This is a genomic window from Amycolatopsis sp. FDAARGOS 1241 (genome assembly GCF_016889705.1).
In the GTDB taxonomy this organism is placed as follows: Bacteria; Actinomycetota; Actinomycetes; order Mycobacteriales; family Pseudonocardiaceae; genus Amycolatopsis.
This window is the reverse complement of record NZ_CP069526.1, coordinates 850,343-863,427: the sequence shown is the minus strand read 5'-3', so window position 1 is coordinate 863,427 and position 13,085 is coordinate 850,343. Positions and strand designations below refer to the sequence as shown.

The 13,085-nt window shown below is 70.4% G+C and carries 14 protein-coding genes; 9 read left to right on the top strand and 5 right to left on the bottom strand.

The features are described 5' to 3' along the window. Positions 1 to 21 precede the first annotated feature (21 nt). The 3 genes from I6J71_RS04165 (at position 22) to I6J71_RS04155 (ending at position 2,165) form a co-directional block, all read left to right on the top strand. Positions 22 to 249, top strand: coding sequence for an exodeoxyribonuclease VII small subunit (locus tag I6J71_RS04165; protein WP_204093511.1), 228 nt, complete (start codon positions 22 to 24; stop codon positions 247 to 249). A gap of 88 nt (positions 250 to 337) precedes the next feature. After that, positions 338 to 1,393: a class II fructose-bisphosphatase gene (glpX, locus tag I6J71_RS04160; protein WP_204093510.1), complete on the top strand. Its 1,056-nt coding sequence runs from the start codon at positions 338 to 340 to the stop codon at positions 1,391 to 1,393. Between the two features lie 16 nt (positions 1,394 to 1,409). Continuing rightward, positions 1,410 to 2,165, top strand: coding sequence for a trypsin-like serine protease (locus I6J71_RS04155; protein WP_204093509.1), 756 nt, complete (start codon positions 1,410 to 1,412; stop codon positions 2,163 to 2,165). 386 nt (positions 2,166 to 2,551) lie between these two features. On the opposite strand, the gene I6J71_RS04150 is transcribed toward I6J71_RS04155, so the two are convergent. Next, the gene (locus I6J71_RS04150) at positions 2,552 to 3,523 is read right to left on the bottom strand and encodes an NAD(P)/FAD-dependent oxidoreductase (protein WP_204093508.1); all 972 of its coding nucleotides are present in this window, start codon (positions 3,521 to 3,523) and stop codon (positions 2,552 to 2,554) included. Between the two features lie 147 nt (positions 3,524 to 3,670). On the opposite strand from I6J71_RS04150, the gene I6J71_RS04145 reads away from it, so the two are divergent. Then, entirely contained in the window at positions 3,671 to 5,068 is a 1,398-nt protein-coding gene (locus I6J71_RS04145; protein WP_204093507.1) for a class II fumarate hydratase, read from the top strand. 129 nt (positions 5,069 to 5,197) lie between these two features. Here the strand turns inward: I6J71_RS04145 and I6J71_RS04140 are convergent, their stop codons facing one another. Then, positions 5,198 to 6,034 carry a helix-turn-helix domain-containing protein gene (locus I6J71_RS04140; protein WP_204093506.1) on the bottom strand — a complete coding sequence of 279 codons (837 nt, stop codon included), beginning with the start codon at positions 6,032 to 6,034 and terminating at the stop codon, positions 5,198 to 5,200. 103 nt (positions 6,035 to 6,137) lie between these two features. Between I6J71_RS04140 and I6J71_RS04135 the strand changes: the two genes are divergently transcribed. From I6J71_RS04135 to I6J71_RS04125, 3 genes are all read left to right on the top strand, one after another. Continuing rightward, the gene (locus I6J71_RS04135; protein ID WP_204093505.1) at positions 6,138 to 6,734 is read left to right on the top strand and encodes an NADPH-dependent FMN reductase; all 597 of its coding nucleotides are present in this window, start codon (positions 6,138 to 6,140) and stop codon (positions 6,732 to 6,734) included. 68 nt (positions 6,735 to 6,802) lie between these two features. Continuing rightward, positions 6,803 to 8,326: an ATP-dependent DNA ligase gene (locus I6J71_RS04130; RefSeq protein ID WP_204093504.1), complete on the top strand. Its 1,524-nt coding sequence runs from the start codon at positions 6,803 to 6,805 to the stop codon at positions 8,324 to 8,326. A 114-nt stretch (positions 8,327 to 8,440) separates the two neighbouring features. Then, complete coding sequence (locus I6J71_RS04125; protein WP_204093503.1) at positions 8,441 to 9,751, top strand: S8 family serine peptidase; 1,311 nt, start codon at positions 8,441 to 8,443, stop codon at positions 9,749 to 9,751. A gap of 46 nt (positions 9,752 to 9,797) precedes the next feature. Here I6J71_RS04125 and I6J71_RS04120 read toward each other — a convergent pair whose 3' ends face one another. Both I6J71_RS04120 and I6J71_RS04115 read right to left on the bottom strand, forming a co-directional pair. Then, positions 9,798 to 10,829, bottom strand: coding sequence for an iron-containing alcohol dehydrogenase (locus I6J71_RS04120; RefSeq protein WP_204093502.1), 1,032 nt, complete (start codon positions 10,827 to 10,829; stop codon positions 9,798 to 9,800). Beyond that, complete coding sequence (locus I6J71_RS04115; RefSeq protein ID WP_204093501.1) at positions 10,813 to 11,355, bottom strand: VOC family protein; 543 nt, start codon at positions 11,353 to 11,355, stop codon at positions 10,813 to 10,815. The genes I6J71_RS04120 and I6J71_RS04115 overlap by 17 nt, the downstream gene beginning before the upstream one ends. 155 nt (positions 11,356 to 11,510) lie before the next feature. On the opposite strand from I6J71_RS04115, the gene I6J71_RS04110 reads away from it, so the two are divergent. Next, positions 11,511 to 11,978, top strand: a complete 468-nt coding sequence (locus I6J71_RS04110; RefSeq protein ID WP_204093500.1) for a MarR family winged helix-turn-helix transcriptional regulator — start codon at positions 11,511 to 11,513, stop codon at positions 11,976 to 11,978. 72 nt (positions 11,979 to 12,050) lie between these two features. After that, complete coding sequence (locus I6J71_RS04105; RefSeq protein ID WP_204093499.1) at positions 12,051 to 12,698, top strand: Pr6Pr family membrane protein; 648 nt, start codon at positions 12,051 to 12,053, stop codon at positions 12,696 to 12,698. Here I6J71_RS04105 and I6J71_RS04100 read toward each other — a convergent pair. After that, positions 12,658 to 13,083 carry a hypothetical protein gene (locus I6J71_RS04100; protein ID WP_204093498.1) on the bottom strand — a complete coding sequence of 142 codons (426 nt, stop codon included), beginning with the start codon at positions 13,081 to 13,083 and terminating at the stop codon, positions 12,658 to 12,660. The two genes, I6J71_RS04105 and I6J71_RS04100, sit on opposite strands and share 41 nt — an antisense overlap. Between the last annotated feature and the right edge of the window lie 2 nt (positions 13,084 to 13,085).

Sequence of the window (13,085 nt, the reverse complement as noted above, 5' to 3'; positions counted from 1 at the left end):
GAAGGTCGGAGAGCGTCGAGCGTGAGCGAAGCAGGCAGCGAAACCGCCGGACTCGGTTACGAGCAGGCGCGCGACCGGCTGGTCGAGGTGGTCAAGGAGCTCGAGGCGGGCGGCTTGTCCCTCGAGCAGTCGCTCGAGCTGTGGGAGAAGGGCGAGGAGCTCGCGAAGGTCTGCGAGCGCCACCTCGAGGGCGCACGCGAACGGATCGAGGCCGCCCTGGCGTCTGTGGAGAACGACGACGCACAGTGATGTGCACCATGCGCAACTGAATCGGTCAGGTGACGCGGACATCTGAGAGACTGTTCTCCCGCCGAGTTCAGCGATCCGGGAGGCCCGCATGAGCACCGTCAGTGACCCACGACGCGAAGCACCCGACCGCAACCTCGCCATGGAATTGGTCCGCGTGACCGAAGCCGCGGCGATGGCCGCCGGCCGCTGGGTCGGGCGCGGCGACAAGATCGGTGGCGACGGCGCGGCCGTCGACGCGATGCGCCAGCTCGTGTCGACCGTGTCGATGCGGGGTGTCGTCGTGATCGGCGAGGGCGAGAAGGACGAAGCCCCGATGCTGTTCAACGGCGAAGAGGTGGGCAACGGCGACGGCCCCGACTGCGACGTCGCGGTCGACCCCGTCGACGGCACCACCCTGATGGCCAAGGGCATGCCCAACGCGCTGGCCGTGCTGGCCGTGGCCGAGCGCGGGGCGATGTTCGACCCGTCGGCCGTGTTCTACATGGAGAAGCTGGCCGTCGGCCCCGACGCCGCCGGCAAGGTGGACCTGGCCGCGCCGATCGACGAGAACATCCGGCGCGTGGCGAGGGCGAAGAACTCCAGCGTGGGCGACGTGACCGTCTGCATCCTCGACCGGCCGCGCCACGAGCAGCTCGTCAAGGAGGTCCGGGAGGCGGGCGCCCGCATCCGGTTCATCTCCGACGGCGACGTGGCGGGGGCCATCGCGGCGGCGCGCCCGTCGACGGGTGTCGACATGCTGCTCGGGATCGGCGGCACGCCCGAGGGCATCATCGCCGCGTGCGCGATGAAGTGCCTCGGCGGTGAGCTGCAGGGCCGGCTGTGGCCGAAGGACGAGGCCGAGCGCGAGAAGGCGCTGGCCGCTGGACACGACCTGGACCGGGTGCTCACCAACGACGACCTCGTCCGCGGCGACAACGTGTTCTTCTGCGCCACCGGGGTCACCGACGGCGACCTGCTGCGCGGTGTGCACTACCGCGCCGGCGGCGCCACCACGCAGTCGATCGTGATGCGGTCGAAGTCCGGGACCGTCAGAATGATCGACGGCTACCACCGGCTGGAGAAGCTGCGGGCGTACTCGTCCGTGAACTTCGACGGCAACTTCGAACTGCGCGAGGACGACGACATCGTCCCGCCCCTGCCCTGACCCGAGGAGTCATCCGGTGCCCAAGCGGTCGCTCGCGCTGCTGCTGACGATCTTCGCCACCGCAGCGCTCGCCACCGGAATCGCGACCGCCGGGCCCGTGATCGTCGGCGGCACCGACGCGGACGAGCCGTACCCGTTCGCGGTGTCCCTGCACACCGCGTCGGGCGCGCTCTTCTGCGCCGGTGCGCTGATCTCGCCGACCTGGGTCGTCACCGCCGCGCACTGTGTGTCCGGAAAGGACCCCGCGACGCTCGCGTTCCGCTTGGGCACCAACGACAGCGACTCGGGCGGCGAGACGGCCCAGCCCAAGGAGATCGTGCTCAACCCGCACTTCAACTCCTCGACGCAAACCGGCGACATCGCGCTGGTGCGCTTGCCCGCCCCCGCCAAGGCGGCTCCCATCGCCCTCGGCGCCGCCGCCGCGCCGGGCACCGCCACCCGCGTCCTGGGCTGGGGCCAAACCTGCCCCACCCCCGGCTGCGGTGACCCGTCAAAGTCGTTGCAGCAACTCGACACGCAGCTCGTCGAAGGCTCCCGCTGCACCGCCAACTTCGACGGCACCGCCGAACTCTGCACCGACAACCCCCACGGCACGGCCGGCTCCTGCTACGGCGACTCCGGCTCCCCAGAACTCACCCGCGACGGCGACCACTGGACCCTCATCGGCCTGACCAGCCGCCCCGGCAACGCCTCCCCCACCTGCGCGACGGCACCATCCATCTACACGTCGGTGGTCGCCTACGCCCCCTGGATCACCTCGAAAACCGGCTGACACAACAGCCACACAGCACCCGGTTTTCGAAGCCCACTACGAAACCGCCGCGGACACGGCCTCGACAGCTGCGCCCAGACTCCGCCCTGCACCCTCAAACCGGCTTGACCCGCCCACGACGCTTACCGCAGCGGACACGGCCACGGGCCCCTGCACCCAGACTCCGCCCTGCACCTCGATCCGAAGCCCCCACGCGGTCTGGATCACCTTGTCAAGGCACGCTTTCCAGCCTTGACAAGGTGATCCAGACCGTCGTTACCATCATCGGCTTCGGGGTGCAGGACGAGTCCCCAGCGCGACGTCGCGCCCCAGGCGCGACGAGCCGCCCCGTACTCAGCCACCACGCGACGATCCACCCAGCCCCAGCGCGACGAGCCGCCCCTCACTCACTCCACATTGCTCGAATGCCCCGGGAACAAGTGCGCCTCCGGATCCAACGCCACCGCGATGTTGTTCACCGCCGTCGCCGCTTCTCCGAACCCGGTCGCGATCAGCTTCACCTTCCCGGGATAACTCGCCACATCCCCGGCCGCATAAACCCGCGCCCGAGCCGTGGCCATCGTGGTATCCACCGAAATCGCCCGGTGGTCGATCTCCAGCCCCCAGCTTTCGATCGGCCCGAGATCCGCCGTGAACCCCAATGCGGCAACCACCGCCTGAGCGGGCAGAACCAGATCCTCCCCGCCCTTCACCGACACCTCGACGGCTTCCAACGCCCCCGAAGCCGACTCCACGAACCGCGTCACCTCCGCGTCGGTGACCAACGGCACCCCGAGCCCCCGCACTTCTCGCACGATCGACTCCGCCGCCCGGAACTTGGCCCGCCGGTGCACCAACGTCACGCTCGCCGCCACCGGCTGGAGTGCCAGACACCAGTCGAACGCCGAATCGCCACCCCCGACCACCACGACGTGCTGCCCCGCGTGCGCCTGCAACGACGGCACGAAGTGCACCATCCCGCGCCCCAGCCAGCCGTCGCCGGCCGGTAGCGGCCGCGGCGTGAACTCACCGATCCCGGCCGTGATCAGCACCGCACCGGCCCGCAGCACCTCGCCGCCGTCGAGTGTCAGCTCGACGCCGTCGGAGCCCGTCTCGAGCTTCTCCGCCTTCCGCCCCAGCAGGTACGCCGGATTCCACGGCGCGGCCTGATCCACCAGCCCTTGGACCAGGTCACGGCCGCGGACGCCGGGAAACCCGCCCACGTCGTAGATCATCTTCTCCGGGTACATCGCGGTGACTTGGCCGCCCGGCTCGGGCAGGGAATCGACGACGGCCATGGAGAGGCCGCGGAAACCCGCGTAGTAGGCGGCGAACAGGCCCGTGGGTCCGGCGCCGATGATCACGAGGTCGTAGTCCATTTGCTCGCTCCAGCCAGTGGTGGGTGGCAGTGATCGAGAACACAACCGATCCTAGTCGTATCCCCTGGGTGAAATCCGGGATTCAGCGGGCCCGAGGTGGGCGACGCCACCCCGCCGTCCGGCCGGAACAGGGCCAGAATCGGAGGTATGGGAGAACAGGAATACCGGATCGAACACGACACGATGGGTGAGGTCCGCGTCCCGGTCGACGCGCTCTACCGCGCGCAGACGCAGCGTGCCGTGGAGAACTTCCCCGTCTCCGGCCGCGGTCTCGAGCGCGCCCAGATCCGCGCGCTGGGCCTGTTGAAGGCCGCCGCCGCCCGCGTCAACAAGAAGCTGGGCGTGCTGGATGCCGAGGTCGCGGACGCGATCGCGGCGGCCGCCGACGAGGTCGCCGAGGGCAAGCACGACGCGCACTTCCCGATCGACGTCTTCCAGACCGGCTCGGGCACCTCGTCGAACATGAACGCCAACGAGGTCATCGCGACGCTCGCCACGCGCGCCCTCGGTCGCGACGTGCACCCGAACGACCACGTCAACGCGTCGCAGTCGTCGAACGACACGTTCCCGACCACGATCCACGTGGCCGCGACGGAAGCCGTGCTCACCGACGTGATCCCGGCGCTGGAGCACCTCGCGGGCGCGATCGAAGCCCGGGCGGACGAGTGGGCCGACCTCGTGAAGTCGGGCCGCACGCACCTGATGGACGCCGTGCCGATCACGCTCGGCCAGGAGGCGGGCGCGTGGGCCGCGCAGATCCGCTTCGGCATCGAGCGGCTGCAGTCGGGCCTGCCACGCCTGGGTGAGCTGCCCATCGGCGGCACCGCCGTCGGCTCCGGGCTGAACGCGCCCGACGGCTTCGGCGCCGCCGTGTCCGCGGAGCTGGCGGAGCTGACCGGCCTGCCGCTGACCGAGGCACGCAACCACTTCGAGGCGCAGGCGACGCAGGACAGCGTGGTCGAGACCTCCGGTCACCTGCGCACGATCGCCGTGTCGCTGAACAAGATCGCGAACGACCTGCGCTGGCTGGGTTCCGGCCCGCGCACCGGTCTTGCCGAGCTGGCGCTGCCGGACCTGCAGCCCGGTTCGTCGATCATGCCGGGCAAGGTCAACCCGGTCATCCCGGAGGCGACGCTGCAGGTCGTGGCCCAGGTCGTGGGCAACGACGCGGCCGTCGCCTTCGCCGGCGCGGCGGGCAACTTCCAGCTCAACGTGAACCTGCCCGTGATCGCCCGCAACGTCCTCGAGTCGGCTCGCCTGCTCGCCGCCGTGTCGCGCCTGCTGGCCGACAAGGTGTTCGACGGGGTCACCGCCAACGTCGAGCGCACCCGCGCGTACGCCGAAGGCTCGCCCTCGATCGTCACGCCGCTGAACAAGTACCTCGGCTACGAAGCGGCGGCCGCCGTGGCGAAGCAGGCGCTGAAGGAACTCAAGACCATCCGCGAAGTCGTCCTCGAACGCGGCTTCGTCCGCGACGGCAAACTCACGGAAGCCCAGCTCGACGAAGCCCTCGACGTCCTCCGCATGGCCCGCGGCGGCAAGTAGGTTGGCTGGGGACGGCCCGCTTCCGTTGAGGGGGCGGGCCGTTTTCGCGTCCGCTGTCGGGCAACCCGGCCCGCGGTGATTCGCGTTACCGGTGGCAGTCCGCGAACGCACGCGCGACAGTCGTTACGGTCAGGAAATGGCGCGCAACCGGGTTGGGGTTGTCCGCCGCAACTCCTCCACAGCCTCCGCCGTCGCGTCGTCGGCGGGGAGGAACACGACCAGCTGCTGCGCGTCCTCCGCCAGTTCCAGCGTCTCCCGGTTCAGCCGCAGCGATCGGCCGGCCGGGTGGTTCACCCGCAGGAGTCCGCGCGGTGGCACGACGGTCGAGTTCAAGCGGCGGGTGAACTCCGGGCCGGCGATCGGCGCGAGGTCCGCGGTGAGCCACTCGGAGTTCTCGACGGCCGGGCCCAGCCAGAGGTCGAAGGCCCGCTCGTCGGCGATGACGTCCCAGTCCGCGAAGAACGAGCGGGCGCGGGGGTCGGTGAAGACGTAGCGCGTCAGGTTCGGCGCGTCCGCGTCGAGCAGTCCCGTGCCGCTCGTCAGCGCCGCGAAGCCGCTGCTGTGGGCGAGGACGTCGCCGAGCCGGTTGGTGACGAGGGCGATGCCGGGCTCCAGCAACCGCACCGTCTGCAGCACCGAAGGCCGGACCTCACGTCGCGCGGGCGCGGGCCGGACGTGGGCCGTGCACTCGCCGCCGGTGATCTTCGCGAGGTAGCGCAGGTGGGTGCGCTCGGCGGCAGCTAGGCTGAGCGCGTCGGCCAGGGCGTTGAGGATCGAGACGGACGGGTTGCGGTCACGGCCCTGCTCGAGACGCGTCAGGTACTCGACGCTGATGCCGGCCCGCGTGGCGAGGTCCGACCGCCGCAGGCCGGGTGAGCGGCGACGGCCGTGCGTCGGCAGGCCCAGCGTCTCCGGCTGGGTGCTGTCGCGTTTGGCCCGGATGAAGTCCCCCAGCGGCGTCCCCATGCCCTCGAGCATAAGCCGGTTCCGACGTGGTCAGCGTGGCCCCACGGGGGCCAGCCTGAGCGCGGCCTGGTTGCCGCCACGGCCGGGCACCACCGTGGTGGCCATGACGAGCAAGACGAACAAACTGGTCATCATCATCGGCAGCGTCCGCGACGGCAGGTTCGGCCCGACGGTCGCGTCCTGGATCGCCGGGCAAGCCGAGCAGCACGGCGGGTTCGACGTCGAGGTCGTCGACCTCGCGGACGTCGAAATTCCCCTGTCGATGCCGGCGGCGTCCCCCAAATACGCCGGCGACAGCTACCCGCGCCCGGCCGGCATGGCGACGCTGACGTCGGCGCTGGAGGGCGCGGACGCCTTCCTCTTCGTCACCCCCGAGTACAACCACAGCTATCCCGCGTCGCTGAAGGCAGCCATCGACTGGCACTTCACGCAGTGGGCGGCCAAGCCCGTGGCGTTCGTCAGCTACGGCGGCGCGGCCGGTGGCCGGCACGCGGTCCTGCACCTGGAGAACGTGCTGACCGAACTGCACGCGGTCACCATCCGCGACGGCCTGGCCTTCCCGAACTACTTCACCGCTTGGGAGGACGGCCGGCCGCTTGACCCGCAGGTTGCCGCGTACGCGAAGACGCTGCTCGACCAGCTGGCGTGGTGGTCGGGGGCGCTGCGGGCGGCCCGGGAGGCCGAACCGTACCCGTCCTGAACCCCTGTCCTCGCAGGTCAGCTGCACTTCGACCGGAAATTGTCGGTCCGCCGGGTCATCATGGACGGGTGCTGCTCACCGACATCGTGACCGCGTCCGCCGAGCTGGCGGCCACCCGGTCGAGGAAGGCGAAGATCGCCACCCTCGCCGCGGTGCTGCGCGCCGCCGAGCCCGAGGAGCTGCCCGCTGTCATCGCGTATCTCACGGGGCAAACGGCGCAGGACCGGCTGGGCGCAGGCTGGCGCACGCTCGCGGAGCTGGCCGTCGAGCCGGCCGCGGAGCCGACGGTCGAAGTGCGCGACGTCGATCTGGCGCTCACCGAAGTCGCGGCGGCGGCGGGCGCGGGGTCGGTCAAACGCCGGGCCGAGGTGCTCACGGCGTTGTTCGCGCGGCTCACCAAGGCCGAGCAGGAGTTCCTCTTCCGGCTGGTCACCGGGGAGCTGCGGCAGGGGGCACTGGAGGGCGTGATGGTCGACGCGGTCGCGGCGGCGGCCGGGGTCGGCGCGGAAGAGGTCCGGCGGGCGTTCATGCTGTCGGGCAAGTTGCCCATCACGGGGTACGCGGCGATGACCGGCGGTTCGGCGCAGCTGGCCGAGTTCCGGCTCACGCTGGGGCGTCCGGTGAAGCCGATGCTCGCGTCGCCGGCTGAGTCGCTCGACGAAGCCGTCGGCGAACACGCGCACGCGATCGTCGAGTACAAGATGGACGGTGCGCGCATCCAGGTCCACCGCCAGGGCCAGGAAGTGCATGTGTACACACGCACGTTGCGCGAGATCACGTCCAGTGTGGACGAACTGGTGCAGCTGGTGCGCGGGCTCCCGTGCGAATCCGTCGTGCTGGACGGGGAAACGCTGGCGCTCACCGACGACGGCCGGCCGCGGCCGTTCCAGGAGACGATGAGCCGCTTCGGCAGCACACGTGAGGAACAGGTGCGGGCGCTGCTGCTGCGGCCGTACTTCTTCGACTGCCTGCACCTCGACGGCGCAGATCTGCTCGACGCACCGCTGTCGGAACGCAACGCGGCGCTGCGGAAAGTGGCCGGCGAGCACGTGATCCCCGGCGAGCTCGAGCCGGCCGACCCGGCGGCGGTGCTCGACGCGGCGATGGCGGGTGGCCACGAGGGCGTGATGGTGAAGGACTTGGCGTCGCCGTACGCCGCGGGGCGGCGCGGGCGCGCGTGGCTGAAGGTGAAACCGGTGCACACCATCGACCTCGTGGTGCTCGCGGCGGAGTGGGGGCACGGGCGGCGCACGGGCACGCTGTCCAACCTGCACCTCGGCGCCCGCGATCCCGACGGCGGCCCGCCGATCATGGTGGGCAAGACGTTCAAGGGCATGACCGATGAGCTGCTGGCGTGGCAGACGCAGCGGTTCCAGGAGATCGAGACGCGCCGCGACAGCTACACGGTTTACGTGCGGCCGGAGATCGTCGTGGAGATCGAGCTCGACGGAGCGCAGATCAGCACGCGGTACCCGGGCGGGCTCGCGTTGCGGTTCGCGCGCGTGGTGCGCTACCGGCCGGACAAGGACCCGGCCGACGCCGACACCATCGACACGGTGCGCGGGTTGCTGCGAGGTGATCGATCAGGGTGATTCCGGGCATTTGGCCACGTTACGGGTGAAAGGCCAGACGAAAGTCGATGTTGTACCCCTCCGGCGATGGATGAGAGTTGGGGGCCACCGCTTCGCCGGAAATGGGGAGAAGACATGACTTTTCGCGTTCGGTCCGCGGTCCGCGGGTTCGGGCGGCCGATCACACTGCTGGCGGGTGCCGCGCTGGCCGTCACGGCGGTGGCCGCGCCCGCCGGCGCGGCGACCGCGGCACCGGCCAAACCGGCCCCGTCGCTGCACCACTTCTCGGCGGCCGCGCGGTCGTTCATCGGCGCCACCACGGTGGCCGAGCGCGTGGCGAAGCTCGACGCGGCGATGTCTTCGCTGCCCAAGGAAAGCATCGCGTACAACGCGACCAAGCTGTGGAACCAGGGCATCACGGGCGCGGGCACCACGGTCACCACGCTGGTGTCCTTCGGCGACGACCAGGTGAAGCAAGTGCGCGACGAGTACTCGCAGAGCCACGGCCTGCCGCCGGCGAACGTCGAGGTGCTGCAGCCGTCGGGCGCGGTCCCGGCGTGCACGGACCCGGGCGTCGACACGGCGACGTGCCAGGCGTGGGGCGGCGAGACCGACCTCGACGTCACGATGATGCACGCCATGGCGCCGGGCGCGAAGATCATCGTCGCCGCCACGCCCGTCGCCGAGACACAGGGCTTCACCGGGCTGCCCGAGATGATGAACGCCGTCGACTACCTCACGAAGCACAAGCTCACCGACGTGATCTCGATGAGCTTCGGCACCACGGAGGAGAACTTCCCGTCGTTCGCCTCCATCAAGACGCTCGACCCGGCACTGGAGCGCGCGAGCAAGGCGGGCATCACGATGGTCGCGTCCTCGGGTGACGACGGCCCGACCGGCGGCTACCTGCAGGGCCCGGGCAACTACCCGTACCGCGTGGCGAGCTGGCCGGCGAGCGACCCGAACGTGACCACGCTCGGCGGCACGCAGCTGCACCTCGACGCGAATGGCGTGCGCACCAAGCCGGACGACCTGGTGAACGTCGCGGACAACGGCTTCGGCGAAGGCGCCGGCCTGTCGAAGGCCTACGCGCGGCCGTCGTGGCAGAACGGCGTCAAGAAGATCACCGGCAGCTCGATGCGGTCGTTACCGGACATCAGCATGGAGGGTGTGCACGGCACGTCGCAGTCGGCGCCGCTGTTCGCCGGCGTGCTCGCGCTGGCGGTCCAGGCCAACCACGGCAAACTCGGCCAGATCAACCCCGCCCTGTACACGAAGCTCGGCCCGAAGGGCGCCAAGGCGGGCATCGTCGACGTCGTCACCGGCGACAACAGCCAGGACGGCGTCGAGGGCTTCACCGCCGCCCCCGGCTTCGACATCGCGAGCGGCTGGGGCACCGTCGACGCTTCGGTCTTCGTGCCGTCGTTGGTGAAGGCGCTCCACTGACCCTGGTGTGAGCCAGTGGGAGGGCGCGGCCGGTGCCCTCCCACCTTCAGCCGCCGTCGCCAGAGCCAAGAGGTGGCCGCCGGCTCACCGTGGAGAGGTGCGCCAGCGCCTCGGACCACGCCTTCGCTGCGACCGGCACGGCGAGCACACCGGGCGGCTCCACCAGACCCAGCGCCGCCGCGAACTCACCGAGCGCCTGCTCCGCGCCGACGCCCGGACGCAGCTCCGCCAACGCGGAGCGAGCGAGGGCAGAAGCCTCACCACGCGCACCCAACGCCCGCGGCAGCAGCAGGGCCTGGGCGAGGCCGTGACCGAGCCCGCTCCGGACGGACAGCAGGTCGCTCGCCTCGTGCACCGCACCGGGTGCGCCCAGGACCTCGAGTGCCCGCCCGGCCTGGCTCGCACCGGCGAGCGCGTCGAGCCAGTTGCCGGGACCTCCCGCACCGGCGGAGAGCACGGGAAGGCTGCCCCACAACAGCAGCAGGCCCTCACGAGCCGACGACCACGCTTCTTCCCCGGCGTCGTGGCACAGCACCTCGACGCAGTGCGCGACGGCGGTGATGCCGCTGCTCGCCACGACCGCCGGTGGCAGGCCCGCGACGAGGACGGGGTCGTAGACCACCGCCCGGGGCAGGGCCCGGCCGGACGTCCCCGTTTCCTTCCCCCGCTCGGTGGTGACGTGGTAGCGCGAAGTGCGCTCCGCGCCGGCGAAGGTGGTCGGGACGGCGATCAACGGCAGCCGCAGCGCGAGAGCGATGATCTTGCCCATCCCGATCGCCGAGCCCCCGCCGATCGCCAAGACCGAGTCGGCGTGCGTTTCCTGCGCCGAACCGACGGCCAGGTTCACCTGGTGCGCCGGAACATGGGCGGGCACGTCCGACCACCGGCCGAGGTAGCACCGGCCGAGCAGCCCGGGGAGGCGGGCGATCACCGCGTCCACCGAACCGGAGCCCACCGCCAGCACGCGCCTGCAGTCCAGGGCTTCGAGCAGTTTCGGCACACGGTCCAGGGACCCGCTGCCCCAGATCAGTTCCTGCTGCGTCGCGGGCTGCGTCACGAGCTCAGCGGTCAGCGCCACCGTGGCCGTCCGGGGTGTAACGCAGGAGGTGGCGGTCGTAGGTGTCCGCACCGATGGCCGCCAGCGCGGCCGGTACCGGCTCGGGGTCCTGCAGGAACGGCTGTGCGGGGTCGCACGGGTGCTGCCAGGTCGCGAATTCCAGGGCGATGCGGTTCACCGGGTCGTCGAAGTAGATCGAGTGGCAGAAGCCGTGATCGAGCTCGCTGTTGATCTTCACGCCGTTTTCTTCCAGCACCCTTTTCGCATTCTGCAGCTCACCCTCGGAAGGCACCGTGATCGCGAGGTGGTTCCCCGCACCGAGCAAGGAGTTGTCCGCGGGGACCTCAACATCCTTGAACTCGAAGAAGGCGATCGTGTCCTGTTCACTGATCCGGAAGAAGTAGTGCCTGCTGCCGGCCAGGTTTCCCGGCACGGCACCGGGAAACGGGTCGGGATCGGGCAGCTGAAGGGTCACGACCACTGGAAAACCCAGCACTCCGTTGTAGAACTTGACGGTCTCCTCCATGTCGTTGGTCACGAAAGCCATGTGGTGACACCCGGTCGTCCGAATTCCCATCACGAATCCTCTCACTCGGTTTCCAGGGGCGCGATAACGACCATACGGGTAATCTTGTTTTCTCGTCAACAAGATTTCGTGAGCACGCGCCCGCCCTCACGAGCACGATCGGTTACCGTGTGGGAGTGACCGAGAAGCACGGCGAACGCACGGTGCCCCACCTGTCGGAGGACGAGCTGCTCTCGTGGCGTGGGCTGCTCGAACTGGAGGCGCGCGTGCTGGCCGTGCTCGACGTCGAGTTGCGCGAACTCCACAACCTCACGATCGCGGAGTTCGACGCGCTCTACCAGTTGTGGCTGCGCCCCGCGGGCCGGTGCCGGATGAAGGACCTCGCGGAGAAGCTGCTGGTCAGCCGCGGCGGGGTGACCAAGCTGATCACCCGGCTGCGCAACCGGGGACTCGTCGCGCGCTTGTCGCAATCCGGTCGGCAAGCCGTGGACGCGCAACTGACGGAAGCCGGCGAAGAGCTCCTCACGAAGGCGATGGACACCCACTTCGCCGGCGTCCGCCGGCTGGTCGTCTCGCGGCTGTCACCCGAGGAACTGCGCACCCTGCGCACCATCACCGCGCGCCTGCGCGACCTCGACGGCTGAACCGGTGACACCTTCGGGCTGATCCCGGTGGTTTGAGCTGGGGAACGCGGCCGCGAACCGTAATCTCACCGCATGCCACCGACACGACTGACCCGGGCCTGGTTCGCCGTGACGGGTCTCGTGGTGCTGATCGGGCTCGTCACGCAAGCCGTCGTGAGCGCCGGGACGCCGGGCCGGTACGCCACGGCGGGCGCGCGAGTGGCGAACATGTTCGCCTACTTCACGATCGAGTCGAACGTGCTGGTGCTGCTGACTTCCGTCGTGTTCGTGGCCGGCGCGCGGGCCGGCGGCCTGAAGCGCGTGCTGTGGCTCGACGCGCTCATCGGCATCGCGGTGACCGGCGTCGTCTACCACGTCGCGCTGTCGGGGCTGGCCGACCTCAGCGGCGGGGCCCTGTTCGCGGACCTCATGCTGCACACCGTGTCGCCGATCCTCGCGGTGCTCGGGTTCCTGATCGCGGCCCCGCGGGTGCTGCGGTGGCCCACGGTGGCGTGGTCGGTGTGCTGGCCGCTCGCGTGGCTGGCGTTCACGCTGGTCCGCGGCGCGCGGGGCGGCTTCTACCCATACCCGTTCGTCAATGCCGATCAGCTCGGCTACGGCCGCGTGGCCGTGAACTGCGTGCTCATCGCCGTGCTGTTCGTGGCGCTCGCGAGCGCCGCCAAGGTGCTCGACGGCTGGCTCACGCACGCACCCGCCGGAACGCGTTCAGCGGATCGCTGATCCCGGCCTGCGCCAACGTTCGCCACGCGCCCCGGTTCCGATCCGCGGGTTTGCCCGCCGCGACGTGGCGCGGCTGCTGCGTGTGCCACTGGACTTCGAGCAGGCTGTCGGCGAGCCGGATGCCGGTCCGCGGGCAGAGCCGTTCCGCCCGCGCGTCGTCGCCCTCGAGCAGGCGACCCACCAGGCCCGGGTCGACGGTCAGCGGCCGGCCGAGGCCGATCACGTCCAGCGCGCCGGACCGCAGCGCTTCCATCATCCCCTCGGGGGTGGTGAAGCCGCCGGTGACCATCAAGGCGACGTCGCCGGCCTGCCGCGCTTTGGCCGCGTAGTCGAGGAAATAGGCCTCGCGCCGCACCGTGCTCGCGTGGCCCGCGCCCATCATCACGG